Annotated in this window: 23 protein-coding genes, 2 tRNA genes and 1 pseudogene; 12 read left to right on the top strand and 14 right to left on the bottom strand. The window is 61.6% G+C overall.

The genetic code is table 11. The features are described from left to right. Positions 1-80: 80 nt before the first annotated feature. Positions 81-860: a ferredoxin-NADP reductase gene (gene fpr, locus ACYU03_RS19635; protein ID WP_461886289.1), complete on the top strand. Its 780-nt coding sequence runs from the start codon at positions 81-83 to the stop codon at positions 858-860. 130 nt (positions 861-990) lie between these two features. On the opposite strand, the gene tsaA is transcribed toward fpr, so the two are convergent. From tsaA to ACYU03_RS19590, 9 genes are all read right to left on the bottom strand, one after another. Then, complete coding sequence (tsaA, locus tag ACYU03_RS19630; protein ID WP_461886288.1) at positions 991-1,686, bottom strand: tRNA (N6-threonylcarbamoyladenosine(37)-N6)-methyltransferase TrmO; 696 nt, start codon at positions 1,684-1,686, stop codon at positions 991-993. A gap of 6 nt (positions 1,687-1,692) precedes the next feature. Beyond that, complete coding sequence (locus ACYU03_RS19625; protein WP_461886287.1) at positions 1,693-2,154, bottom strand: YehS family protein; 462 nt, start codon at positions 2,152-2,154, stop codon at positions 1,693-1,695. A 51-nt stretch (positions 2,155-2,205) separates the two neighbouring features. Then, positions 2,206-2,916, bottom strand: coding sequence for an rRNA pseudouridine synthase (locus ACYU03_RS19620; protein WP_461886286.1), 711 nt, complete (start codon positions 2,914-2,916; stop codon positions 2,206-2,208). A 130-nt stretch (positions 2,917-3,046) separates the two neighbouring features. Then, positions 3,047-3,517: a GNAT family N-acetyltransferase gene (locus tag ACYU03_RS19615; protein ID WP_461886285.1), complete on the bottom strand. Its 471-nt coding sequence runs from the start codon at positions 3,515-3,517 to the stop codon at positions 3,047-3,049. 87 nt (positions 3,518-3,604) lie between these two features. Next, a complete protein-coding gene (rimO, locus tag ACYU03_RS19610) occupies positions 3,605-4,942 on the bottom strand; it encodes a 30S ribosomal protein S12 methylthiotransferase RimO (RefSeq protein ID WP_461886284.1) in 1,338 nt (445 codons plus the stop codon). A 291-nt stretch (positions 4,943-5,233) separates the two neighbouring features. Next, positions 5,234-6,529 (bottom strand): virulence factor family protein, encoded by a 1,296-nt coding sequence (locus ACYU03_RS19605; RefSeq protein WP_461886283.1) that lies wholly within the window; start codon positions 6,527-6,529, stop codon positions 5,234-5,236. Beyond that, the gene (mprF, locus tag ACYU03_RS19600; protein ID WP_461886282.1) at positions 6,529-9,171 is read right to left on the bottom strand and encodes a bifunctional lysylphosphatidylglycerol flippase/synthetase MprF; all 2,643 of its coding nucleotides are present in this window, start codon (positions 9,169-9,171) and stop codon (positions 6,529-6,531) included. The genes ACYU03_RS19605 and mprF overlap by 1 nt, the downstream gene beginning before the upstream one ends. Before the next feature lie 278 nt (positions 9,172-9,449). Then, positions 9,450-9,526 (bottom strand) — tRNA-Met (locus tag ACYU03_RS19595). Positions 9,527-9,650: 124 nt separating this feature from the next. Further along, positions 9,651-9,727, bottom strand: a tRNA-Met gene (locus ACYU03_RS19590). A gap of 221 nt (positions 9,728-9,948) precedes the next feature. On the opposite strand from ACYU03_RS19590, the gene dinB reads away from it, so the two are divergent. Continuing rightward, positions 9,949-11,007, top strand: coding sequence for a DNA polymerase IV (gene dinB / locus ACYU03_RS19585; protein ID WP_461891505.1), 1,059 nt, complete (start codon positions 9,949-9,951; stop codon positions 11,005-11,007). A gap of 34 nt (positions 11,008-11,041) precedes the next feature. Here dinB and ACYU03_RS19580 read toward each other — a convergent pair whose 3' ends face one another. The 3 genes from ACYU03_RS19580 to ACYU03_RS19570 all read right to left on the bottom strand — a co-directional run bounded on the left by ACYU03_RS19580 (position 11,042) and on the right by ACYU03_RS19570 (position 15,167). Then, positions 11,042-11,995 (bottom strand): hypothetical protein, encoded by a 954-nt coding sequence (locus ACYU03_RS19580; RefSeq protein ID WP_461886281.1) that lies wholly within the window; start codon positions 11,993-11,995, stop codon positions 11,042-11,044. A 20-nt stretch (positions 11,996-12,015) separates the two neighbouring features. Continuing rightward, complete coding sequence (locus tag ACYU03_RS19575; RefSeq protein WP_461886280.1) at positions 12,016-13,731, bottom strand: proline--tRNA ligase; 1,716 nt, start codon at positions 13,729-13,731, stop codon at positions 12,016-12,018. A gap of 161 nt (positions 13,732-13,892) precedes the next feature. Then, positions 13,893-15,167, bottom strand: coding sequence for an OprD family porin (locus ACYU03_RS19570; RefSeq protein ID WP_461886279.1), 1,275 nt, complete (start codon positions 15,165-15,167; stop codon positions 13,893-13,895). Positions 15,168-15,936: 769 nt separating this feature from the next. On the opposite strand from ACYU03_RS19570, the gene ACYU03_RS19565 reads away from it, so the two are divergent. After that, positions 15,937-16,362, top strand: coding sequence for an HIT family protein (locus tag ACYU03_RS19565; protein ID WP_461886278.1), 426 nt, complete (start codon positions 15,937-15,939; stop codon positions 16,360-16,362). A gap of 3 nt (positions 16,363-16,365) precedes the next feature. Further along, entirely contained in the window at positions 16,366-16,572 is a 207-nt protein-coding gene (locus tag ACYU03_RS19560) for a SlyX family protein (protein ID WP_461886277.1), read from the top strand. Positions 16,573-16,652: 80 nt separating this feature from the next. Here the strand turns inward: ACYU03_RS19560 and ACYU03_RS19555 are convergent, their stop codons facing one another. Both ACYU03_RS19555 and ACYU03_RS19550 read right to left on the bottom strand, forming a co-directional pair. After that, positions 16,653-16,871, bottom strand: coding sequence for a cold-shock protein (locus ACYU03_RS19555; protein ID WP_461891504.1), 219 nt, complete (start codon positions 16,869-16,871; stop codon positions 16,653-16,655). A gap of 117 nt (positions 16,872-16,988) precedes the next feature. Next, positions 16,989-17,246: pseudogene (locus tag ACYU03_RS19550) on the bottom strand (cold shock domain-containing protein membrane protein); the annotation flags it as partial. Positions 17,247-17,526: 280 nt separating this feature from the next. Here ACYU03_RS19550 and ACYU03_RS19545 point away from each other — a divergent pair. From ACYU03_RS19545 to ruvB, 8 genes are all read left to right on the top strand, one after another. Then, a complete protein-coding gene (locus ACYU03_RS19545) occupies positions 17,527-18,000 on the top strand; it encodes a Dps family protein (protein ID WP_461886276.1) in 474 nt (157 codons plus the stop codon). A 179-nt stretch (positions 18,001-18,179) separates the two neighbouring features. Then, positions 18,180-18,509 (top strand): ribbon-helix-helix domain-containing protein, encoded by a 330-nt coding sequence (locus tag ACYU03_RS19540; protein ID WP_461886275.1) that lies wholly within the window; start codon positions 18,180-18,182, stop codon positions 18,507-18,509. A gap of 93 nt (positions 18,510-18,602) precedes the next feature. After that, the gene (locus ACYU03_RS19535; protein WP_461886274.1) at positions 18,603-18,824 is read left to right on the top strand and encodes an FmdB family zinc ribbon protein; all 222 of its coding nucleotides are present in this window, start codon (positions 18,603-18,605) and stop codon (positions 18,822-18,824) included. A gap of 94 nt (positions 18,825-18,918) precedes the next feature. Next, a complete protein-coding gene (gene aspS / locus ACYU03_RS19530; RefSeq protein WP_461886273.1) occupies positions 18,919-20,694 on the top strand; it encodes an aspartate--tRNA ligase in 1,776 nt (591 codons plus the stop codon). 155 nt (positions 20,695-20,849) lie between these two features. Continuing rightward, positions 20,850-21,596 carry a YebC/PmpR family DNA-binding transcriptional regulator gene (locus ACYU03_RS19525; protein WP_461886272.1) on the top strand — a complete coding sequence of 249 codons (747 nt, stop codon included), beginning with the start codon at positions 20,850-20,852 and terminating at the stop codon, positions 21,594-21,596. 113 nt (positions 21,597-21,709) lie between these two features. Next, entirely contained in the window at positions 21,710-22,234 is a 525-nt protein-coding gene (gene ruvC, locus ACYU03_RS19520) for a crossover junction endodeoxyribonuclease RuvC (RefSeq protein WP_461886271.1), read from the top strand. Between the two features lie 108 nt (positions 22,235-22,342). Continuing rightward, positions 22,343-22,960: a Holliday junction branch migration protein RuvA gene (gene ruvA / locus ACYU03_RS19515; RefSeq protein WP_461886270.1), complete on the top strand. Its 618-nt coding sequence runs from the start codon at positions 22,343-22,345 to the stop codon at positions 22,958-22,960. Continuing rightward, complete coding sequence (gene ruvB, locus ACYU03_RS19510; RefSeq protein WP_461886269.1) at positions 22,957-24,003, top strand: Holliday junction branch migration DNA helicase RuvB; 1,047 nt, start codon at positions 22,957-22,959, stop codon at positions 24,001-24,003. The genes ruvA and ruvB overlap by 4 nt, the downstream gene beginning before the upstream one ends. Positions 24,004-24,075 lie beyond the last annotated feature (72 nt).

Genomic DNA, 24,075 nt, shown 5'->3' with positions numbered 1-24,075 from the left:
AACAGATATTGTCGCTGCCTCTAAACTATCGCGCAATCGCGCTCTTGGTCAGCGCAGCGTTTTTCTTCAGGAGCCCGTACATGAGCAACATGAACCACGAACGTGTCCTCAGTGTTCACCACTGGAACGACACCCTGTTCAGCTTCAAGTGCACCCGTGACCCGGGTCTGCGCTTCGAGAACGGTCAGTTCGTGATGATCGGCCTGCAACAGCCTAACGGCCGCCCGCTCATGCGTGCCTACTCGATCGCCAGCCCGAACTGGGAAGAGCATCTGGAATTCTTCAGCATCAAGGTACCTGACGGCCCGCTGACCTCCCAGCTGCAGCACCTGAAGGAAGGCGACGAGATCATCATCAGCAAGAAGCCTACCGGCACCTTGGTGCTGGATGACCTGAACCCGGGCAAGCACCTGTACCTGCTCAGCACCGGTACCGGCTTGGCGCCATTCATGAGCGTTATCCAAGACCCGGAAACCTATGAGCGCTTCGAGAAAGTGATCCTGGTTCATGGCGTGCGCTACGTCAACGAAGTGGCTTACCGCGAGTTCATCACCGAACACTTGCCGCAGAACGAGTTCTTCGGCGAGTCGCTGCGTGAAAAACTGATCTACTACCCCACCGTGACCCGTGAGCCGTTCGAGAACCAGGGCCGGCTGACCGACCTGATGCGCAGTGGCAAGCTGTTCAGCGACATCGGCCTACCGCCGATCAATCCGCAGGACGACCGCGCCATGATCTGCGGTAGCCCGAGCATGCTCGACGAGACCAGCGAAGTGCTCGACAGCTTCGGCCTGAAGATCTCCCCGCGCATGCGCGAGCCAGGCGACTACCTGATCGAACGTGCCTTCGTCGAGAAGTAAGCGGCGAAGCACAAAACATGCAGGCCTTGGCCTAATGCCAGTCAGTTAAGGCCAATGGGGCTGCAAAGCAGCCCCACTTACAGGCCTGCGTTTTTTGTATCTGGGGATAGCGTAGTCCCTGAGACACCGGTCAGTTGTCCCGAACCACTTCCAGTACCCGGATGCGGTTCGGTTGCGGATAGTGCCAGCGCACCTGTACATCCCAGAACTTGACGCCATATACGCGCTCGGCGGGTGGCACCTGGTAGGCCGGGCGCGGGTCTTGCGCCAGGCACTGTTCGATCAGTTCCACCAGGGGCTCGCCCAAGCGCAGCGCCTGTTCCCGTGCCTGGGGCAGGGCTGTGTCGCTCCACTCCACATCAATGGCCGCAGGCGCTTCACTGGCCATCTGGTTGCTGGCGCCGGCAATGCAGTCGGCGTAGGGCACGTAGGGCTTGATGTCCAATACCGGAGTGCCGTCGAGCAGGTCGATGCCCGACAGCAGCAGGCGCCCAGGCTCGACACTTTCCAGGCGCACCACTGACTGACCGATGCCATTGGGCCGATGTGTGGCCCGGGTGGCGAATACGCCCATGGTCTTGTTTCCCCCCAGGCGCGGCGGGCGCACCTTCAGTCGAGGCTTGTCCTCCAAGGCTTGGTGGAACAGGAACAGCAGCCAGATATGGCTGACCTGCTCCAGGCCGGCGACGGCATCGCCCTGGTCGAAGGGGGGCAGTAGTTCGAGCACGCCACGGGCGGCTGGAGCCAGTTGCGGCTGGCGGGGGATCGCGAACTTCTCCTTGAAGCAGGAGTGGACGATGCCGACCGGTGAAACGCTATGTTCCATGCGGGTTCAGCCGCGCACGCGCAGGGTCAGGCCCTTGAGGAAGTTACGCAGTAACTGGTCGCCGCAGGGGCGGTAGTTGTCGTGCCCGACCTTGCGAAACAGCGCGCTGAGTTCTGGCTTGGACACCGGGAAATCGGCAGCCTTGAGTATTGCGTGCAAGTCATCTTCCTTGAGTTCGAAGGCGACCCGCAGTTTCTTCAGGATGGTGTTGTTGCTCACCGGGACCTCGATCGGCAACGGTGGACGACTCTCGTCGCGGCCGCGCTTGTAGATCACCAAGCCATCGAGAAAGTGGGCCATGACCCTTTCCGGGCAGCGCACGTAACCTGGCTCTTCTTCCTTCTTCAGGTAGCTGACGACGTCGTCGGTCGCCACTTCGAGGCCGGAGAGGCTAATGATCTCGCCCATCTGGGCGTCGCTGACCTTGAGCATATAGCGCAGGCTGCGTAGTACATCGTTGTGGTTCATTGGGTCAATCCTGTTCAGGCGCCGCACCGAAAAGCGGGTGCGGCGGTATTGCTAGAATCGTTCGTTAACGGCCAGGTAGCGCCACTGGGCCAGCGGCAGCTTGCCCATGCTCACTCCGCCCAGGCGGATGCGACGCATGCCGAGCACTTCAAGGCCGACGGCGGTGCACAAGTCGGTGATCTGGCCAGGTTGTGGGTTCTTCAGAACGATGCGCAGGTGCGTTTCGTTCTGCCAGCTGGCCTTGGCCTTCGGTAGTTCCCGGCCGCTACGGGTCACGCCACGGGCCAGCCGCTCCAGGGCCTGGGGCGTCGCCTGACCACGGACTTCGACGATGTATTCCTGTTCCAGGCGGGACAGGTCGGCGTTGATCTTGCGGCTGACCCGCCAATCCTGGGTGAACACCTGTAGACCGCTGGCGCCGGCCTGCAAGGGCGCTACGCAATCCTGGCGGGTGAAATGCCCGTGCAGGGGGCGTTGTCCCTGGCGGTGGGCCTCGGACAGGCTGGCCATGGTCATGCTCGCGCGGGCGGCCTCGGTATCCTGGCCGCCCGGCTGGTTGAGCAGCAGGGTTACTGGCGGAAGCTGTTCGGCCTTGGCTCCGGGAAGCAGTTCGACACGTTGTCCATCCACCTTGAACTGGGGCTGCTCGACCACCATGCCGTCGACAGTGACCCAGCCTCCCTCGATATACAGCTCAGCCTCCCGGCGGGAACAGCCGAGCTGTTCGGTGAGGCGTTTGGAAAGGCGCATGGGTTCGGACATGAAGGTCATCGCAGAGCAGAAGGAAAGGCGCCCATTGTACCCGTCCGGGTCGCCTTGAGGCCGGCAACCTGTGGTGATTCCATCATTTATCGGCCCTGTGGTGCATTTTCGGAACAGGGCTACTTCAGCCTTAGCCTTGGTCTGAGGGGGTTGTACGAATTAGCCTCATATGTAGTAAGGGGTATGGTTGCCCAAGGCCGTCTGTTTCTGAGCGACCTACCACCTCAAAGCCTTGATTCAGGTAGAAGCCCAAGGCCTGGGTATTCTGTTCGTTGACGTCCAGGCGCTCGGCGTTCAGTTCCTCGATGGCGTAGCCCAACAGGCGCTTGCCGATGCCCTGGCCGCGGTATTCCGGCGCTACGAAGAGCATGTCCACTTGGCCATTGGCTACCCCGGCAAAGCCGCCGATGCGTTGCGCGCAGGTTTTGCAGCAGACCAGCATGACCGCGTCGAGGTAGTGGCGCAGCACATGGTCACGTAACAGCAGGATGTAGTACTCCGGCAGGAAGTCATGGGTGGCGCGTACCGAGGCTTCCCAGACTCGGACCAGCTCCGGGTAGTCGCTCAGGTGTGGGGTTTGCAAACTCAGCGGCAGTGGCATCGGAAGCATTCCTCGAGGGCTGATGAGGAAACCATAGATGCAAAAAAATGCCCCGCCAGTGGGCGGGGCATGTTCAGTGCGGCGACCTCAGATGGGCTCGGCCCACAGGTCGTACTCGTCGGCATCCACGACCCGGCAGCGTACCTTGTCGCCCGGTTTGAAGCCGTGGCTGCCATCGATGAATACACTGCCATCGATTTCCGGCGCGTCGAAGAAGCTACGGCCGACCGAGCCTTGTTCTTCGACTTCGTCGATCAGTACCTCGATTTCCTTGCCGATGCGCAGTTGCAGGCGTGCAGCGCTGATGGCCTGCTGGTGGGCCATGAAGCGGTCCCAACGGTCTTGCTTGATGTCGTCTGGCACTTCCTCAAGGCCAAGGTCATTGGCCGGAGCGCCTTCGACCGGCGAATACTGGAAGCAGCCGACGCGGTCGAGCTGGGCTTCGCTGAGCCACTCGAGCAGGTACTGGAAGTCTTCTTCGGTTTCGCCGGGGAAGCCAACGATGAAGGTCGAGCGGATGATCAGCTCGGGGCATTGCTCGCGCCACTTCTTGATGCGCGCCAGGGTCTTGTCTTCGAAGGCTGGGCGTTTCATGGCCTTGAGCACTTTCGGGCTGGCGTGCTGGAACGGAATGTCCAGGTACGGCAGGATCTTGCCCGCAGCCATCAGTGGGATCACGTCGTCGACGTTCGGATAGGGGTAGACGTAGTGCAGGCGCACCCAGGCGCCCAGGCTGCTCAGCGCCTCGCACAGCTCAAGCATGCGGGTCTTGACTGGACGGCCGTTCCAGAAGTCAGTCTTGTACTTGACGTCGACGCCATAGGCGCTGGTGTCCTGGGAGATCACCAGGATCTCCTTGACGCCGGCCTTGACCAGGCGCTCGGCTTCGCTCAGTACGTCGCCGACCGGGCGGCTGACCAGCTTGCCGCGCATGGACGGGATGATGCAGAAGCTGCAGCTGTGGTTGCAGCCTTCGGAAATCTTCAGGTAGGCATAGTGGCGCGGGGTCAGCTTGACGCCCTGTGGCGGCACTAGGTCGACCAGCGGGTTGTGGTCCTGGCGTGGCGGTACCACCTCGTGTACGGCGCTGACTACCTGTTCGTACTGCTGCGGGCCGGTGACCGAGAGCACGCTCGGGTGTACCTCGCGGATATTGCCTTCCTCGACGCCCATGCAGCCGGTGACGATGACCTTGCCGTTCTCCTTGATCGCCTCGCCGATCACCTCCAGGGACTCTGCTTTGGCGCTATCGATGAAGCCGCAGGTGTTGACCACCACCACGTCGGCATCCTCGTAGGTCGGTACGACCTCATAGCCTTCCATGCGCAGCTGGGTCAGGATCCGTTCGGAATCAACCAGAGCCTTTGGACAACCAAGGGAAACGAAGCCGACCTTGGGCGTGGCGGGCGTAGGAGTGGTGGACATGACTAACCTCGGTATTGAAAGCGGTTTGCCCGGCTGTTGGCGGGCAGTCCTGGCGGGCGTTTTGCGGCGCCTCTGATCAAAAAGTGCGCAATTCTAGCGAGCGGAAAGTCACTTGACCAGCAGAAAAACGACGAACGCTGCGCCACGCTTCGCACTGTTCTGCCTGGATGGCCGGAAGCTCCGTGCACAGCTTGCGCAGCGGGCGCTTCAAGCATAGCGTCCGCTGCGTGTCCTGCCGGCTTGGCAGGGCGGTGCCGGTACTGGGAAGGCATGGCACGGGGCGCTGCCGGGTCAGTTTTGCTGCGCCAAGCTCGATTTGCCCTTGCGGCTCTCGATCTCATGGGTCAGGCGTTTGGCCAGGGCCGGGTAGTTTTCGTCGAAGTGGTGCCCACCCGGCAGTTTCAGGCGTTCGCCCACGGCGGTGTGGTCGGTGCAGCCGCTTTCATCGGCTTCTTCCACGCCATAGACGCAGACCACTTTGGAGGCTGGCAGCCTGGCCATTTCCGGCCCGGTGGGGGCCTCCTGGCCTTCCTTGCCGAGCCAGCCCTCGACTTCGATCTCGAAGCTGCCGCTGCGGGCGAAGGCCAGCAGGATCACTGCATTGATTCGCTGCTGGTCTTCGCTTGGCAAACGGTTGTAGATCGCAGGCAGCACGTCGGCGCCGAACGAATAGCCGGTCAGCACGAAGCGCTTGGTGCCCCATTTCTGCCGGTAGTGTTGCATCAGTTCCGAGAGGTCGGCGGCGCTTTGTTCCGGGGTCTTGTGCTGCCAGTAGTAGCGCAGGGTATCGATGCCGACCACCGGGTAGCCGAGCTTGGCCATTTCACCGGCGACATCGCGGTCCAGGTCGCGCCAGCCGCCATCCCCGGAGAGGAACAGGGTCACGGTGTCGGTGGTTTGTCCGGCCGGCACTTCCACCACTGGGAGGTTCAGGGCATTGCCATCCCGGCCAACGAGAGCTTGGGTCAACTGGGCCTTGAGTACTTGCGGCAGGTGGATGTCGTAGTCGCTGATGCTGGTGTCGGCATTGGCTTGGTCGCGGACAAAGGCAGCGCTGGCATCGTCCGGATTGTCGTTCCAGGCCACGCTCCAGTGGCCATGGGCGGCAGATTTCGGCAGGACAGTCGGGCAGCCCGGTTGTTCCAGGGTGAAGTCCACGGATATGGCGCGGGCCTTGTCGTTGTTCTGTCCAGCCAGCCAGCTCCAGGCTAAGGCTGCACCTGGGCCGATGCCGGCAACCAGGGTTGGCGCCGAAGACAGGTGGGTCAAGGCTTGCTCCAGGGCGTGCTGCTGCTTGAGGCAATCGGTTGCCGGCAAGATGACCTGAACCAGTTGGGCTTCTCCGGCTTGGCTTAGGTCGAGCAGTTGCTTGTCGCTCAGGCCCAGGCCCTGTGGCACGGCGATAGCCACTCTGGCTTTGGCATGGGTGCCGGGGGTGGCACGGGTCAGGCTGCCGCCATCTTCCAGGCCTAGGTGTTCCAGATGCGCCGGCGGGGCTGGCCGGGTCCACAGCCAGAAACCGAAGGCCGCCGTCAGCAGGGCCAGCAACAGTGGGATCAGTACATGTAACCAGTAGCGTCGGATCATCAGCGTTTCACCAATCCAGTCAAGCCGCCAGCGATCAGGGCGGCAGTGTCGGCCAGCGCCACCAGTGGGTCGAGCCCGGCTGGTGCGGCCATGTAACGAGGTTCCCAGTCCGGCTGGAACTTGTCTTTGAAGCGTCGCAGGCCCTGGAAGTTGTAGAGTTGTTCGCCACGGCGGAACACCATCGACCCCAGGCGCTGGGTCAGCGGGGCGCCTCGTCGGGGTTGCAGGCCGGAAAGGGGCACCATGCCCAGGCTGAAGCGGGCGTAATCGTGGTTTTTGTAATGCAGGATCAAGCCGATCATCATGAACTCCATGGTCAGCTTCGGCGCTTGCGGATGGGCACGCATCAGGTCGAGGCTGGCCAGTTCCCGGCTGTGGGTTTCCAGCAGGTTGGCAAACGCTACCGGGCGTCCCTGGAAGCGGATCAGGGCGATGCGGAAGTGTTGCAAGTACTCGGGACTGAAACGGCCAAGGGAAAAGCCTTTCTCGCGTACGTTCTTGCCGCCGAGCCAGGCGTCGGAAATCGCCTTCAGTTCCTCTAGGGGCGCTAGCCCGGGTTCATGGATCTCCAGGCTCAGGCCATCACGGCCGCCACGGTTCCAGGTGTAGCGCAGGTCCTTCATCTCCTTGCCCTTGGCGTCGATGTCGAATCGTCGCAAGTCCACCCTGGCTTCTTCTCCCAGCTTGATCGCGGTCAAGCCGATGTCCATGTAGAACGGCAGGTTCTGCGCGCGTACCTGGTAGAACACCGGGCGGGCGTGATGCACGTCGCACAGGTCGCGGAACTGCCAGATCATCTCGGCGCGCTCCTGGCTCGGGCCGACAGGATCGTATAGCGCCACCAGGCTACGGCCGCGGCGGGCATACATCAGGAATGCGTTGCCGTTGGGGTGGAACAGCAGCGCTTTGTCACCGGTTAGGGCCAAGCCCCCGTCGGGTTGGTCGGAGGCCTGCAGGATGCGCTGGGCGCGTTGCAGTTCTTCGGCGCAGGGCAGGTGAATCACCGGGCGGGCGGTGCGCAGAAGCCAGGTCAGGGCGACGATCACTAGCAGGACGGCGCTGCCCAAGGCCGAGCGCAGGCCGCGTGGGGCATCGGCGTCCAGGGTGAACTGCCACCACAGTTCGTGGCTGTAGGGCACGTCCTGGTAGGCGAAAAGCAGCAGCCAGACTGAGGCGCCGACGACACAGGCGCTGGCGGCCACGTACAGGGGAGAGAAGGGGAGCTCCAGCAGCCGGCTGGGCCGATAGAAGGAGCGGCGGAACAAGGCCAGCAGGCAGGCGGTAAAGGTCAGGATGCTGGCTTCTTCCCAGTCGAAACCCTTGAGCAGTGAAAGCAGTGCCGCCATCAGCAGCAGTACGGTGGTCAGCAGCCAGGCCGCTGACAGACGGCGTCGCAGGCCTTGGGCGAGGAGCAGGCAAAGGACGCCGATCAGGCTGGCGCCGAAGTGCGAGGCATCGATCAACCGGTGAGGCACCAGGAAGCCCAGGTGTTCCAGGCGGGTGTCGATCTCCGGTGTCGCTCCGGAGAACAGCAGCACCACACCAGACAGGAACACCAGGATCGCCAGCACTGGTGCGGCCAGGCCCGAAGCCGCCTTGATCGCCTGTTGGGCGAACAGTAGGCGCCGTGCCTCGCTGGCCAGCAGCACTACGCAGGCCAGCAGCAGCGGCAGCACTACATAGATCAGGCGATAGAGCAGCAGGGCCGCTGCCAGTGGCGCGGCACCGAGCTGGTTGGCGAATGCTGCCAGCAGTACTGCCTCGAAGACCCCGACGCCGCCAGGCACGTGGCTGAGCACGCCAGCGGCCAGGGCCAGGAGGTAGACAAGGACGAAAGCGCCGAAAGGCGGGGCTTCGGGCAACAGCAGGTACAGCACGGTCGCGGCCGCGGCGACATCCAGTGCGGTGATCAGCAATTGCAGGGCAGCCAGGCGGACACCCGGCAAGCGCAAGGTGCGGCGGCCGAGCTGAACCAGCAGGTTATCGGGCAGTGATTGCACTGGCAGCCGGCGTCGATAAAGGCCCAGGACCAGGGCTGCAGTCAGCCCGAGGACGGCGACAGCGACGGTTCCGAGTAGCATCGGCGACAAGCGCAGGGCGCTGGCTGCGGCCGGCAGGTCACTAAGGGTGGCTAGGGCTGCAAGGGGTGGCAGGGCACAACCCAGCGAAAGGCTGGCGAACACCGTCATGCGCGCTACCTCGGCGGCGCCCAGGCCCTGGCGGGCATAAAGGCGGTAGCGCACCGAGCCGCCGGAGAGCATTGACAGGCCGATGGCATTGCCAATGGCAAACGCGCTGAACCCCCCCAGGGCCAGGGTCGCGAGTGGCAGGCTCACTGCGGCATAGCGGCTGGCCGACCATTCGTAGCCGAGCAATATGAGAAAGCCGACAGCTGTGGCCAGAAAGGCAACTGCCAGGGAGTTGGACGGAACACCGAGCAGGGCATCGTGTAGGGCGTGGATATCCAGTTCGCTCAACAAGTGACGGCAGGCGACCAGGGCCGCGGCGAACAACAGCAGGGTCAGCGCTAGGCCGAGGGGCTGGCGGTACTTGCTGAGTCGGTCGAGCCAGGATAGTCCTTGCACTACGGTGGGTAATGCGCTGGTGGCTGGTGCTTGTGTTTCAGGGGACTGGGAAGTCATCAGGCACCCCGTGCCGTGGGCGCGAGGGAAGGGGGGTAGGCGGCCAATTGGCAATTCCTGCAAGGAAACAATGCCTGAATATTACTCCGGGGCAGGGCTGAACCGCGCCATTGGCACCGTTAAAGAAGTTTCATGAGGAGGGCAGGAAGGTTGGAGTAGGGGCAGTTGCCCTCGTCAATGGGGCGCGGGGGCTGTGTGTATAAGGAGGGGATTTTTAGGGGGCTAGAAGCAACAAACCCCGCACTGCTGAAAACAGGCGAGGTTTGTTCTGACGAATATGGTTGCGGGAGCCGGATTTGAACCGACGACCTTCGGGTTATGAGCCCGACGAGCTACCAGGCTGCTCCATCCCGCGTCAGTGGGGCGCATTTTACAGTTCTCAGTTTGGCTGTCAACCCTTAATGATTGATTTGCTGTGAGATTTTTTTCATGGGCAACAAAAAAGGCCACTGCATCTGCAGTGGCCTTCTTCTTGAATCTGGTTGCGGGAGCCGGATTTGAACCGACGACCTTCGGGTTATGAGCCCGACGAGCTACCAGGCTGCTCCATCCCGCGCCTGTGAGATCGAATTCTACGGATTTGTTTCCCTATGTCAAGCGTTTTACAGGAAAAATCCTTTTTTGTTCAAACCCTTAGCGCTCCGTTTTGGCCCGCAGGTCAGGTATCACGGGGCTTGTGGGCCTATTGTCGGGCTTCATCGGGCAGTGGGTGCGATGACAGCATGTGAATGAGGTACTATCTGTATGAATTTACAGTGCTGACGATCTCCCATGTCCTTGCGCAAAATCATTCACATCGACTGCGACTGTTTTTATGCCGCCATCGAGATGCGTGACGACCCGCGCCTGGCCGGTCGGCCGATGGCGGTGGGTGGTTCGGCCGATCGCCGCGGCGTGATCGCCACCTGCAACTATGAGGCGCGTGCCTATGGTGTGCGTTCAGCCATGTCGTCGCGGCATGCTCTGAAGCTCTGCCCGGACCTGTTGATCGTCAAGCCACGCTTTGATGCCTACCGTGAAGCCTCGCGGGAGATCCACGGCATTTTTCGTGACTACACCGAGTTGATCGAGCCTCTGTCGCTGGACGAGGCCTACCTGGATGTTTCCGATAGCCAGTGGTTCTCCGGCAGCGCCACGCGCATCGCCGAGGATATTCGCCGCCGGGTAGCGCATAAGCTGCACATCACCGCCTCAGCAGGCGTTGCGCCTAACAAGTTTCTGGCCAAGATTGCCAGCGACTGGCGCAAACCCAATGGGCTTTTCGTCATCACGCCTGCGCAGGTGGAGGATTTTGTCGCCGCCCTTGCCGTCAGTAAGCTGCACGGCGTGGGCAAGGTGACGGCGGACAAGCTCGGCCGCCTGGGCATCAGCACTTGCCTGGAGTTGCGCGCTTGGTCGCGTCTGGCGCTGGTGCGCGAATTCGGCAGCTTTGGCGAGCGTCTGTGGGGGCTGGCGCGGGGTATCGATGAGCGGGTCGTACAGAACGACAGCCGTCGCCAGTCGGTCAGTGTCGAGAACACCTATGACACCGACCTGCCGGACCTGGCCAGTTGCCTGGACAAGTTGCCTGAGCTGTTGCTCAGCCTGGAGGAGCGGGTGGCGCGCATGGATAGCAGCTATCGGCCGGGCAAGCCCTTCGTCAAGGTCAAGTTCCATGACTTCAGCCAGACCACCCTGGAGCAGGCGGGGGCAGGACGGGATCTGGACAGCTACAGACAATTGCTCCGCCAGGCGTTTGCCCGTGGCGGCAAACCGGTGCGCTTGTTGGGTGTGGGGGTGCGGTTGCAGGATCTGCGCGGTGCCCATGAGCAGTTGGAGCTGTTCGACCGCGATTGAGAAGGCCGACGTCAGGGTGACGCCGGCCGGAACATCAGTGAATGCCCGGGTCAGCGACCAGGCGACCGGCGTTCTTGGTCAAGGCATTGAGAAACTCCTGCTGCAGCTCCGGATCGTTGCGGGTCAGCTCGATCAGGCTCTGCTCCAGTTCGCTGGCTTCCTCTTCCAGGCCCAGCTCTGAGAGGCGTTTGACCCGGTGGACCCACTGGCTGACCTCGTCGTCTTCCAGGTCGTCGAAGATCAGGTCATGGGCTTCGACCAGCTTGCTGCGCAGGTTGCCGCTGACCAGCAGGCTGGCATTGCCGCGTACCCCGTTGTCTTCATCGAGCACCTGCAGGTGCAGGGTGCCGATGTGGCTGAGGTTCTGTTCCGAGAAGGGACTGTCGAGCAGGTTCAGGCGTAGTACGCCGTTCCTGTCGGTGGTCAGCTCGTGGGTCAGCTTGCCGGCTTTGACTTCGACCAGGCGTTCGCTCCAGGGCAGGCTGGCGTATTCCTGGCGCTTGTCCTTCTGCACTTCGCTGATGCCGGCCAGGTTCTGCTGAGCCCGGCCGTTGGATTGCACGTTCATGAACGGATTGAGCCCGGCCACGCCGTAGCTCAGCCAGTCATGGGTGACGCTTTCAGGCAGGTTGCCCAAGGCGAAGATGTTCACCACGTTGGCACCCACCCCAGCGACCACGGCCACCGCGCCCAGGGGGATCTCGTAGAGCTCCCGCCAGGGTTGGTAAGGCGTGTAGCGATCGTAGCGACGAGTGACTTCGAACTCGGTGACCTCGAAGTGCTTCTGCTCGTGGATCCGCACGCGCCGTTGGGGGAGCTCCAGCACTTTCGGCTCCCCGACATCGATCTGCAGGCTGTGTTCGAGCAGCTTGCGCTCGACGCGCTCCTCATGCTCGCTACGCTGGGACATCTGGTTGGCGCAGCCGCTGACGAGCAGGGCGCCGCATAGTGCGGCGCCCCCCAGGGTAAAGGTACTTCGCTTGAACATGATCACTCGCGCGTTGGCTATCAGCGACGGATGCGGGCTTGCAGGAACGACAGCACCTCGGCCACCGGCACGGGCTGGGCATCCTGTTCAGTACGGTGTTTGTACTCCAGATTGCCCTCGGCCAGGCCGCGGTCGCTGACGACGATGCGGTGTGGAATACCGATCAGTTCCATATCGGCGAACTTGATCCCCGGGCTGGTCTTCTTGTCGCGGTCGTCCAGTAATACCTCGAAGCCAGCTGCGGTCAGCTCGGCGTAGAGCTTGTCGGTGGCTTCGCGAACCGCTTCTGTCTCGTAACGCAGTGGTACCAGGGCGATCTGGAAGGGGGCCAGGGCATCGCTCCAGATAATGCCTTTGTCGTCATAGTTCTGCTCGATGGCGGCTGCGACCACGCGGGAGACGCCGATGCCGTAGCAGCCCATCGAGAGGGTCACAGGCTTGCCGCTCTCGCCCAGTACCTGGCACTTGAGTGCCTCGCTGTATTTGGTGCCGAGCTGGAAGATGTGCCCGACTTCGATACCGCGCTTGATCACCAGGGTGCCCTGGCCATCCGGGCTCGGGTCGCCAGCGACCACGTTGCGCAGGTCGGCGACCTGAGGGACCGGCAGGTCGCGCTCCCAGTTCACGCCGAAGTAGTGCTTGTCGTCGATGTTGGCGCCGATGCCGAAATCGCTCATCAGGGCTACCGAGCGGTCGATGATGCATTCCAGCGGCAGGTTCAGCGGGCCGAGGGAGCCAGCGCCGGCGCCGATGGCGGCGCGCAGCTCGGCGTCAGTGGCCATGACCAGCGGGTCGGCGACCTGTTCGAGCTTGGCTGCCTTGATTTCGTTCAGCTCGTGGTCGCCGCGCACGATCAGGGCGACCAGTTTGCCTTCTTCCGCGCCGCGGACGATCAGGGTCTTGACGGTCTTCTCGATCGGCAGGCCGTAGTTCTCGACCAGTTGGGCGATGGTCTTGGCATCCGGGGTGTCGACCAGGCGCAGTTCTTCGGTCGGCGCCAGGCGTGCGGCTTCACGCGGGACGGCTTCGGCTTTCTCGATGTTGGCCGCGTAGTCGGAACTGTCGCTGAAAATCACATCGTCTTCGCCGGATTCGGCCAGGACGTGGAACTCATGGGAGTAACTGCCGCCGATGGAGCCGGTATCGGCCTGCACTGGACGGAAGTCCAGGCCCAGGCGGGTGAAGATGTTGGTGTAGGCCTGGTGCATGCGCTCGTAGGTTTCCTGCAGGGAATCCTGGTCGGCATGGAAGGAGTAGGCGTCCTTCATGATGAACTCGCGGCCGCGCATCAGGCCGAAGCGTGGGCGGATCTCGTCCCGGAACTTGGTCTGGATCTGGTACAGGTTCAGCGGCAATTGCTTGTAGCTGCTCAACTCATTGCGCACCAAGTCTGTGATGACCTCTTCATGGGTCGGGCCGACACAGAAGTCACGGGCATGGCGGTCTTTCAGGCGCAGCAGCTCGGGGCCGTATTGCTCCCAGCGGCCGGATTCTTGCCACAACTCGGCGGGCTGGATGCTTGGCATCAGCACTTCCAGGGCACCGGCGGCGTTCATTTCCTCGCGTACCACGGCCTCGACCTTGCGCATCACCCGCAGGCCCATCGGCAGCCAGGTGTACAGGCCGGAGGCCAGTTTGCGGATCATGCCGGCACGCAGCATGAGCTGGTGGCTGATGACCACTGCGTCGGCAGGGGTTTCTTTCTGGGTGGCGAGCAAATATTGACTGGTGCGCATGTTAGGCCGTTGTCGGTTGCGTAAGACATTGATATGACCCCGCATTGTACGGGGGCGAGACGAAGGCGTACAGGATGCCCCAGGGCGCTGCGCTTGTCAGCCAAGAAAAAGCCCGGCATCGCTGCCGGGCTTTTCATTGCGGGGCACTGCGAGCCAGGGGCTTACAGGATGCTCAGCGGGTACTCCACGATCAGGCGCAGTTCGTCGATGGAGTTCGAACCGTAGTACACGCCATCGCTGGTGCGGTAGGTTGCCTGGCGGACGCGGAAGCTCAGATCCTTGGCCGGGCCTTCCTGCAGGACGTACTTGATGTCGATGTCGCGTTCCCATTCCTTGCCATTGTTGGTGGTGGCGGTGTTGGCGCCGGTACCACGGGCATAGCGGGTCATGAAGCTCAGGCCTGGAATACCGTATTCGGCGAAGTTCAGGTCGTAGCGGGCCTGCCAGGATTTCTCGTCTTCGGCGTTGAAGTCTGAGCGAGCAATGGAGTTGGCCAGGAACACGGTACCGCCGCCGTCGACGCCGTAGCCGTAGTCGCCGTCACCGGTCACGCGCTGGAAGGCCAGGGTGAAGGTGTGCGCGCCGACGTTATAGGCGCCGGACAGGCTGAACGCGCGGTTGTCGAGCTTGGTGGTGTCGTCCTTGGCGGCGCGCTGCAAACCAGCGCCATCGCTCTTGGTGTCATAGATGTTGAAGTCGAACACCAGGCCTTGGCTGTCGGAGATCGGCAGTGCCCAGTTGATGTTGGCGTAGTACTTGCGCCAGTAGTCCTCGACCTTGGAGTAGTACAGGCTGGTGCTCAGGTTGTCGCTGAAGGCGTAGGTGCCGCCGAATACCTTGGCTTCCTTCAGGTGCAGGCTGTCATGATGGGTCTGTTCCTGAGCGTTCATGCCAGTGAAACGACCGGCATGCAGTGTCAGGCCATCGATCTCTTCGGAGGTGATCAGCGCGCCTTCGGCAACTTCCGGCAGCAAGCGGCTGTCGTCGGTTGCGAACACTGGAAGCTCCGTGAACTGGTTACCGACTTTCAGTACGGTATCGGAGATGCGGAATTTGACCGCTGCGCCGCCTTCGGAATAGTCATCCTGGGAGCGGCCATCGGAGCCTTCCGGGAACAGGCCAGTGCCTGCGCGTCCCCTGCCACTGTCCAGTTTCAGGCCGAGCATGCCGATGGCATCGACACCGACACCGATGGTGCCTTGGGTGAAGCCCGACTCGAAGGTGCCGAGGAAGCCCAGGCCGGTCTCTTCGACGCGGCTTTGTGCGCCATTGGGCGCGTTACGGAAGTCGCGGCTGAAATACAGCATGCGGGTTTTGACATTGAGCTTGCTGTCTTCGATAAAGCCCTTCGACTCATCCTGCGAGGACGCGACGGCCAACTGCGAGGTCCCTGCCGCAACGGCCAGGGCGATCATGCTCCACTTCATCACGCGCATCGTGATTTGCTCCTTTGGTTTTTAGGAAGAGTACTGCTGCGCCCAAGTTTTCTAGTTATATGGGGCAGCTCTTTCTTGTTATGTCGGCGAAAATGTATATCACGCTGACTGGTCTTGGCGATATGGGGAAAAAGAACCTTTAGGTAACTTCATGGCCATGTCGCTAACTGTTATATCCATGTCGCAAATCACGTCCCGGGTACCCGAGGCGTACAACGCCAGCGCTGTTCTGCAGAGGTACAGGTAGTGTGAAAACGACCTTTGTCTGCAAGAACTCCCTGGTCAATCCATACCGCTGTTGTTATTTGTCGCGTTCACCTGGCTATGCAGGTGTCGTGCCGACCTTCAGGAGGAGGAAATGCAACAAGCGTGCTCAAAATTCCATGGCGTTGATGAAATTTTCACATTTTTACTGATTGAACGGGCAAAGCACCGGAAACACGAGGCGAAACCTGTCTGATGGTGTGCCAGTCTGCGTGGGGGTAAGCCAAGGAAAAGCTGCCTTTGAAGTCAAAGCGTTACCGTCGACTGTTGAAGCTGAGTAGGTTGTGCCTGAAAAGTGTGGCGCTGATCGCGTGCAAAGCCTCATTTTGGTGCGAAAAGTAGCGCTGTGTTACCGAGGCTGCTCCATGTGGGCTGTGGAGCGAGCCAAAGTAGTGCCGCTACCTCGTGTCTGTCGATGTCCTTGGGGAGGGGAACAAGAGTATCCTTCAGGCAATGGACCTGCGCGATGTCGGCGGGCCTTGTGCATTATTAGGAGGTTGTAACCGTGTTTGTTCTCGATCCGCGTCTTCAGCAGGACACCCTGGTCCTGGGGGACTTTCCATTGTGCCGCCTGCTGTTGAGCAAGGATGCCAACTACCCTTGGTTCATCCTCGTACCCCGGCGCGCTGATATCAGCGAGCTGTTTCAACTTGATGAAACCGATCAGCAGCAACTCTGGAAGGAAACGACGTATCTGGCCGAAACCCTCAAGGACAGTTTCGCCGCCGATAAACTGAATGTCGCGACCTTGGGTAATGTGGTTAGCCAATTGCACATGCATGTGATCGTTCGGCGTCGTGATGATGCCGCCTGGCCGGCACCGGTCTGGGGGAGTCGGCCTGCCACCGAGTATGACGCCGAACGGGTCGACGAGATCCGTCAGCGTTTGCGTGCAGTGCTGAACGATGACTTCACTTTCCTGGAGGAATGAGACATGTCTCTGGAATCACGGGTCACCGAGCTTGAGAGCCGCCAGGCATTCCAGGATGACACTATTCAGTCACTCAATGATGTGCTGGTCGAGCAGGGGCGGGTGATAGAGCGCTTGCAATTGCAGGTAGCGGAGCTGCTCAAGCGTTATGAGGAGATGGTCGGCCAATTCTCGGTCGGAGAGGATGAGCCACCACCGCCGCACTATTGAGTGCTGTTGCGCAAGCGCGCAGAGATGAAATGAAACAGGCCCGTTTTGACGGGCCTGTTTTTTACTGCTGCGGAACCAGCTCAGCGTCGCGGTGCAGCGATCACATCCTCGGCTTGCAGACCCTTGTCGCGCTGCATCACTGAGAACTCCACGCGCTGTCCTTCGACAAGCACCCGGTGTCCTTCGCCGCGAATGGCCCGGAAGTGCACGAAGATATCATCGCCGGAGTCACGGGAGATGAAGCCGAACCCTTTCGAGGTGTTGAACCACTTGACCGTACCCGTGTCGCGGTTGCTCATATCGTACGGGGTGGTCTGGCTGTCGCGGGTTTTCCTGGTGCCGCGGGCGAAGCCGGCCACAAGGTGCAGGACGACGGCCAGCAGGGCGCAGGCCAATGCAAGCAGGTTATCCAGTTCGGGGCGGGCCAGCAGAGTGATGGTCTGCAGGACCACGGCGAGGACCAGCAAGGCGCTGGCCAGTTGTTGCAGGTGATGGCGCATGCCTTTGTAGTACTGGGGCACGACCGGGGCTAGGGTCAGGTTCAGCAGGCCGAGCAAGGCCAGGTACACGGCCTCCGGCTGCTGCAGCAGGGGTGTCGCTTCGGTTCTGAGGCTGGGAATGAGCGACAGCAGCAAGGCTGCGACGCCCGTCACCAGATGGACGATCTTGAACATGTTGGTTGGCTCACATTGATAAGGCCGATCACAGGAAGAGCTGGTTTCACGGTGCGCGTGAGGTGTGAAGCGCGAAAACGTGAGAGGCCAGCCTATGCACCCAGGCAATGACAGTCCGCACGGGTGGCACGCTGCCTATTTAACAGCAAAGGCGGGGGCTTCTCAAATCAGCAGACGCAGGTGCTGGCCTGCTGCCCTGTGCCGCATGCAGGGTATGGCAAGTCTTGATACAGTGTTTCGTGCCTGCTTGATCATCAAGCCTTATGGAAAGGGGAACTTCATGGCAATCGATATCGGTATCAGTGAAGAAGATCGCAAATCTATCGTCGAAGGGCTGTCCCGCCTGCTGTCGGATACCTACGTCCTGTATCTGAAAACCCATAACTTTCATTGGAACGTTACCGGCCCTTCGTTCCGCACCCTGCACCTGATGTTCGAGGAGCAATACAACGAGCTGGCTCTGGCGGTTGATTCGATTGCCGAGCGTATCCGCGCGTTGGGCTTCCCAGCGCCGGGTTCCTATGCTTTCTATGCGCGCCATTCATCCATCAAGGAAGAAGAGGGGGTGCCGCCAGCGGACGAAATGATCCGCCAACTGGTGCAAGGCCAGGAAGCGGTGGTACGCACCGCCCGCAGTATCTTCCCGGTGGTCGACAAAGTGAGTGACGAACCGACCGCCGATCTGCTCACCCAACGCATGCAGGTGCATGAAAAGACGGCGTGGATGCTGCGAGTGCTGCTCGACGAAAGATAATGCCGGCTTGATGTGCCTGTGTGAATGCCCGATCCCACCTCGTGGGGTCGGGCATTCATGTTTGGGGCGGAAAGCTTTTCTGCTGGCTTCGGAGGGTGGGTCCAGCGCTTCATTGACGGCATGTCCCTGCGCCCGGGAAAGCGCAGGAGGTGTTTTCCACGGAAATGGAGCGTTGAAGGATGTCTGCATGGGTGAAACGCGTGGCTTGCCAGGGGCACTGGGCTGGCAAAGACTGTATAGACCCGTTCGAAGCGGATTTCGACATGGATCAGGTCCGTCCCATCTCGCGCTCTGTCAGGCTCAACGGTTTCGCCACCTGCCTGCGCCTGGAGTCCATCTATTGGCGGATTCTCGAGCGGATTGCCGACGCCAATCGTTGTTCGGTCAGTGCCGTGCTGTCTTATGTGGACCGTGAAGTGCACCTGCGCCATGGAGGGGTGAAGAATTTCAGTGGCCTGATCCGGGTGATCTGCGTAGCCTGGCTGCTGGATCCCCCATCGTCGCGCTGATCGGTTGGCGGGCTGCACTGCACTCCTTAACCATATATAATCTCGCTTTTTGCTGCCAGAAGCAGCCTGCGTTGTGGTTGACGAGAGACATTCATGCCCCTTTATGACTATCAATGTGCTTCCTGCAATCACCAGATGGAAGTGTTGCAGAAGATCAGCGCCGCGCCGCTGACCGATTGCCCGGCCTGCCAGGCCCCTGCGCTGAAGAAGCTGTTGTCGGTGCCCGGTTTTCGTCTGAGCGGCACCGGCTGGTACGAAACCGACTTCAAGACCGGTGCAAAAAAGAACCTCGCGGGCGGTGACAAGCCCGACTGAGTTGAATTGCATCGACCGGGTCTTGCACTATTAGCCCCTTGGGCGGCCAAGACCTCCACCGAATACACGAATCACGAGAAGCGAAACCACCATCATGATGCGCAGCCATTATTGCGGCCAACTGAACGAGAGCCTGGACGGCCAGGAAATCACCCTTTGCGGCTGGGTCCATCGTCGTCGCGACCACGGCGGGGTGATCTTCCTCGATATCCGTGATCGCGAAGGCATGGCTCAGGTCGTCTTCGATCCGGATCGCGCAGACAGCTTCGCCGCGGCCGACCGTGTGCGTAGCGAGTATGTGGTGCAAATCACCGGCAAGGTGCGTCCACGCCCGGCTGGTGCGGTCAACCCGAACATGGCGTCCGGCGCCATCGAAGTGCTGGGTTATGAACTGACCGTGCTCAACGAGGCTGAGACTCCTCCGTTCCCACTGAACGAGTATTCCGACGTTGGCGAAGAAACCCGCCTGCGCTATCGCTTCATCGACCTGCGTCGTCCAGAAATGGCCGAAAAGCTGCGCCTGCGTTCGCGCATCACCAGCAGCATCCGTCGCTATCTCGACGAGAACGGCTTCCTCGACGTCGAGACGCCGATCCTCACCCGTGCCACGCCTGAAGGTGCGCGTGACTACCTGGTGCCGAGCCGTACCCACGCCGGCAGCTTCTTCGCCCTGCCGCAATCGCCGCAGTTGTTCAAGCAACTGTTGATGGTCGCCGGTTTCGACCGTTACTACCAGATTGCCAAGTGCTTCCGCGACGAAGACCTGCGTGCCGACCGCCAGCCGGAATTCACCCAGATCGACATCGAGACCAGCTTCCTCGACGAATCCGAGATCATGGGCCTGACCGAAGGCATGATCCGCAAGCTGTTCAAGGAAGTGCTGGACCTGGAGTTCGGCGAATTCCCGCACATGACCTTCGAAGAAGCCATGCGCCGCTACGGTTCCGACAAGCCTGACCTGCGCATCCCGCTGGAACTGGTGGACGTGGCCGACCAGCTCAAGGACGTCGAATTCAAGGTGTTCAGCGGCCCGGCCAACGATCCGAAGTGCCGTGTTGCCGCCCTGCGTTTGCCGGGTGGTGCGAGCATGCCGCGCAGCCGCATCGACGAGTACACCAAGTTTGTCGGCATCTACGGCGCCAGGGGCCTGGCCTACATCAAGGTCAACGAACGCGCCAAGGGTGTCGAGGGCCTGCAGTCGCCGATCGTCAAGAACATCCCCGAGGCCAACCTGAACGTGATCCTCGACCGCGTTGGTGCAGTCGATGGCGACATCGTGTTCTTCGGTGCCGACAAGGCCAAGATCGTCAGTGAAGCGCTGGGCGCCCTGCGTATCCGCCTGGGCCACGACTTCGAGCTGTTTACCTGCCAGTGGGCTCCGCTGTGGGTCGTCGACTTCCCGATGTTCGAAGAGAACGACGACGGCAGCTTCACCGCGCTGCACCACCCGTTCACCGCGCCCAAGTGCACGCCCCAGGAGCTGGAAGCCAATCCGGCCACCGCGCTGTCGCGTGCCTATGACATGGTCCTCAACGGCACCGAGCTTGGTGGCGGTTCGATCCGTATCCACCGCAAGGAAATGCAACAGGCGGTGTTCCGCCTGCTGGGCATCGACGCGGCGGAGCAGGAAGAGAAGTTCGGCTTCCTGCTCGATGCCTTGAAATTCGGCGCACCGCCACACGGTGGCCTGGCCTTCGGCCTGGACCGCCTGGTCATGCTGATGACCGGTGCCCAGTCGATCCGTGAAGTGATCGCTTTCCCGAAAACCCAGAGCGCCGCCTGCGTCATGACCCAGGCACCTGGCTTGGTGGATGCGAAGTCCCTGCGCGAGCTGCATATCCGCCTGCGCGAACAGCCCAAGGCTGAGTAAGCGGATCCCGGGGCGCATCCATGGTGGCCAGTGCAGTTGATTCGGATCAACTGCGCGGGCCACCATGATGCGCCTTTGCGTTTCGGCGCAGGATTTTGTCGTTCCGTCCGGTCCGGGCGGAGCCTGATAGTGTTTCAAAGGATTCGGAGTGCGTTATGGCTGGTCATTCCAAGTGGGCGAACATCAAGCACCGCAAAGAGCGCCAGGATGCCAAGAGAGGCAAGATCTTCACCAAGTGGATCCGCGAGCTGACCGTTGCCGCCAAGCAGGGCGGGGGCGATCCGGCTTCCAACCCGCGCCTGCGCCTGGCGCTGGACAAGGCGCTTGGCGCCAATATGAGCCGCGACATCATCGAGCGCGCCATTGCCCGTGGCGCTGGGACCACTGAAAGCGACAACGTCGAAGAGCTCACCTACGAAGGTTACGGCCCAGGAGGTGTCGCCATCATGGTCGAGGCCATGACCGACAACCGCAACCGAACCGCCGCCGCCGTGCGTCACGCCTTCGGCAAGTGTGGCGGCAACCTCGGTACCGATGGTTCGGTAGCCTACCTGTTCGAGCGCAAGGGGCAGATCAGCTTCGCGCCGGGCCTGGAGGAAGACTCCTTGATGGAAGCCGCCATGGAGGCCGATGCCGATGACGTGGTAGTCAATGACGATGGCTCGTTCGACGTATTCACCTCCTTCAGCGGCTTCTACGCGGTGCGCAGCGCCTTGGAAGAGGCTGGCTTCAAGGCGGCCGATGCCGAGATCATCATGCAGCCGACCACCAGCGCCGAGCTAGACCTGGAGGGGGCGCAGAAGGTGCTCAAGCTGATCGATATGCTCGAGGACCTGGATGACGTGCAGAACGTCTACTCCAATGCCCAGATTTCTGACGAGATCATGGAAAAACTCGGCTAAGGTAGACTCCAGGCTGTTCGAGGCCGGAACTGTCAGCGGGCGCCAAGCTCCTCTGGCGGTTCCGGCTTCTCTGTTTCCAGCGGCGCCTTGGCGCCCTCTTGCATGCAGGCGTTATGACTCTGATTCTTGGTATCGACCCCGGTTCGCGGATCACCGGCTACGGTGTGGTGCGCCAGACCGGGCGTGGCTGCGAATACGTGGCGTCCGGCTGCATCCGTACCGGCAGCGGTGAGCTGCAGGAGCGCCTGCAGGTGGTGTTTCGCGGTGTACGCGAGATCATCCAGCAATATGGCCCGGTGACCATGGGCATCGAGCGGGTGTTCATGGCGCGTAATGCCGACTCGGCGCTCAAGCTCGGCCAGGCCCGTGGCGCTGCCATCGTCGCCGCGGTGGAAGAGGGCCTGGAGATCGCCGAATACAGCGCGACCCAGGTCAAGCAGGCGGTTGCTGGCACTGGCGGAGCCAACAAGGAGCAAGTGCAGATGATGGTGATGCACTTGCTCAAGCTCACTCAGAAGCCGCAGATCGACGCCTCCGATGCCCTGGCCATCGCCCTGTGTCATGCCCACACCCGTTCGAGCCTGGTCCCCCATGGCCTGGCGACGGCGCGACGGCGGGGCGGACGCTTGCGTCTGTAGCCGCTTCATGCGCTGATACACATTTTGTCCGGGTGAAACGCTCACCCGCCGCATTTGCTGATAGGGTTGACCGGTCTCTGGCCGGTCCCCGGAAAAAAGGATCGGAACGTGATTGGACGTTTGCGCGGCACCCTGGCGGAAAAACAGCCGCCGTACCTGATTGTCGATGTCAATGGCCTGGGCTACGAGCTGGAGGTGCCGATGACTACGCTGTACCGCCTGCCCAAGGTCGGAGAACCGGTTACCTTGCACACCCACTTGGTGGTGCGCGAGGATGCCCACCTGCTTTACGGCTTTCACGAAAAGCGCGAGCGTGAGTTGTTTCGCGAGCTGATCCGTCTCAACGGCGTCGGGCCCAAGCTGGCCCTGGCGCTGATGTCGGGCCTGGAGGCCGATGAGCTAGTGCGCTGCGTCCAGGCCCAGGATGCCTCGGTCCTGGTACGTGTCCCTGGCGTCGGCAAGAAGACCGCCGAGCGGCTGCTGGTCGAGCTCAAGGACCGCTTCAAGGCCTGGGAGACTTCGCCGGCGATGTTCACCCTGGTTTCCGATGGGCCGTTGCCGGCAGCCAGTGTTTCCAGCGCCGAGACCGACGCGGTCAGTGCGCTGATTTCCCTGGGTTATAAGCCCCAGGAGGCCAGCAAGGCCGTGGCCGCCGTGGACGCCAAGGGTAGCCTGAGCAGTGAAGAGCTGATTCGTCACAGCCTGAAGGGAATGATTGCCAAGTGATCGAAGCCGACCGACTGATAGCCGCCAGCGGGCGTGACCGCGAAGAGGTTCAGGACCGTGCGATCCGTCCGCTGCGCCTGGAAGAGTACATTGGCCAGCCGGTGGTGCGGGAGCAGATGGCACTGTTCATCCAGGCCGCCCGGGCGCGCAACGAGTCCCTCGACCACACCTTGATCTTCGGTCCGCCCGGATTGGGCAAGACCACCCTGGCGAACATCATCGCCCAGGAGATGGGGGGGTCGATCAAGAGCACCTCGGGGCCGATCCTCGAGCGTCCGGGGGACCTTGCGGCACTGCTGACCAACCTCGAGCCCCATGACGTGCTGTTCATCGACGAGATACACCGCTTGTCGCCAGTGGTCGAGGAGGTGTTGTATCCGGCCATGGAGGATTTCCAGCTGGATATCATGATCGGCGAAGGGCCGGCGGCGCGTTCGATCAAACTCGACCTGCCGCCCTTTACCTTGGTCGGCGCAACCACCCGTGCCGGCATGTTGACCAACCCGTTGCGCGACCGCTTCGGGATTGTCCAGCGACTGGAGTTCTACAACAACGACGACCTGGCGACCATCGTCAGCCGTTCCGGCGGCATCCTGGGTTTGCCTATCGAGGACCAGGGGGCCTTCGAGATCGCCCGCCGTGCCCGGGGCACGCCGCGGATCGCCAATCGCCTGCTGCGGCGCGTGCGTGACTATGCCGAGGTCCGTGGCAAGGGACAGATCACCAAGGCTGTTGCGGACATGGCGCTGAACCTGCTGGATGTCGACGAGCGGGGTTTCGACCATCAGGACCGGCGCTTGCTGCTGACCATGATCGAGAAGTTCGATGGCGGCCCCGTAGGGGTCGATAGCCTGGCGGCAGCCATCAGCGAGGAGCGCCATACCATCGAGGACGTGCTGGAGCCCTACCTGATCCAGCAAGGCTACATCATGCGCACCCCGCGGGGGCGGGTGGTGACCCGGCACGCCTATCTGCATTTTGGCCTGAACATTCCTGGGCGCCTCGGCGAAGCCGGGGTTTTTTCCGATCCGGCCGATGAATGACAGATCGAAACGGTGAATCTGCGGTCCTATCGCTGGCACGAGAGTAAATCGGTGGCAATACGACATTATCGA

This window comes from Pseudomonas sp. X10 (genome assembly GCF_054889225.1).
Note: the sequence above shows the minus strand (reverse complement) of the source record. Positions and strands in the feature narration are given on the sequence as shown.

What these genes read in the sequence shown, in the direction of transcription:
- fpr (WP_461886289.1), top strand. Translation starts at nt 81, where the DNA reads ATGAGCAACATGAACCACGAACGTGTCCTCAGTGTTCACCACTGGAAC.
- tsaA (WP_461886288.1), bottom strand. Translation starts at nt 1,686, where the DNA reads ATGGAACATAGCGTTTCACCGGTCGGCATCGTCCACTCCTGCTTCAAG.
- ACYU03_RS19625 (WP_461886287.1), bottom strand. Translation starts at nt 2,154, where the DNA reads ATGAACCACAACGATGTACTACGCAGCCTGCGCTATATGCTCAAGGTC.
- ACYU03_RS19620 (WP_461886286.1), bottom strand. Translation starts at nt 2,916, where the DNA reads ATGTCCGAACCCATGCGCCTTTCCAAACGCCTCACCGAACAGCTCGGC.
- ACYU03_RS19615 (WP_461886285.1), bottom strand. Translation starts at nt 3,517, where the DNA reads ATGCCACTGCCGCTGAGTTTGCAAACCCCACACCTGAGCGACTACCCG.
- rimO (WP_461886284.1), bottom strand. Translation starts at nt 4,942, where the DNA reads ATGTCCACCACTCCTACGCCCGCCACGCCCAAGGTCGGCTTCGTTTCC.
- ACYU03_RS19605 (WP_461886283.1), bottom strand. Translation starts at nt 6,529, where the DNA reads ATGATCCGACGCTACTGGTTACATGTACTGATCCCACTGTTGCTGGCC.
- mprF (WP_461886282.1), bottom strand. Translation starts at nt 9,171, where the DNA reads ATGACTTCCCAGTCCCCTGAAACACAAGCACCAGCCACCAGCGCATTA.
- ACYU03_RS19580 (WP_461886281.1), bottom strand. Translation starts at nt 11,995, where the DNA reads ATGTTCAAGCGAAGTACCTTTACCCTGGGGGGCGCCGCACTATGCGGC.
- ACYU03_RS19575 (WP_461886280.1), bottom strand. Translation starts at nt 13,731, where the DNA reads ATGCGCACCAGTCAATATTTGCTCGCCACCCAGAAAGAAACCCCTGCC.
- ACYU03_RS19570 (WP_461886279.1), bottom strand. Translation starts at nt 15,167, where the DNA reads ATGCGCGTGATGAAGTGGAGCATGATCGCCCTGGCCGTTGCGGCAGGG.
- ACYU03_RS19560 (WP_461886277.1), top strand. Translation starts at nt 16,366, where the DNA reads ATGTCTCTGGAATCACGGGTCACCGAGCTTGAGAGCCGCCAGGCATTC.
- ACYU03_RS19555 (WP_461891504.1), bottom strand. Translation starts at nt 16,871, where the DNA reads ATGAGCAACCGCGACACGGGTACGGTCAAGTGGTTCAACACCTCGAAA.
- ACYU03_RS19545 (WP_461886276.1), top strand. Translation starts at nt 17,527, where the DNA reads ATGGCAATCGATATCGGTATCAGTGAAGAAGATCGCAAATCTATCGTC.
- ACYU03_RS19540 (WP_461886275.1), top strand. Translation starts at nt 18,180, where the DNA reads ATGTCTGCATGGGTGAAACGCGTGGCTTGCCAGGGGCACTGGGCTGGC.
- ACYU03_RS19535 (WP_461886274.1), top strand. Translation starts at nt 18,603, where the DNA reads ATGCCCCTTTATGACTATCAATGTGCTTCCTGCAATCACCAGATGGAA.
- aspS (WP_461886273.1), top strand. Translation starts at nt 18,919, where the DNA reads ATGATGCGCAGCCATTATTGCGGCCAACTGAACGAGAGCCTGGACGGC.
- ACYU03_RS19525 (WP_461886272.1), top strand. Translation starts at nt 20,850, where the DNA reads ATGGCTGGTCATTCCAAGTGGGCGAACATCAAGCACCGCAAAGAGCGC.
- ruvC (WP_461886271.1), top strand. Translation starts at nt 21,710, where the DNA reads ATGACTCTGATTCTTGGTATCGACCCCGGTTCGCGGATCACCGGCTAC.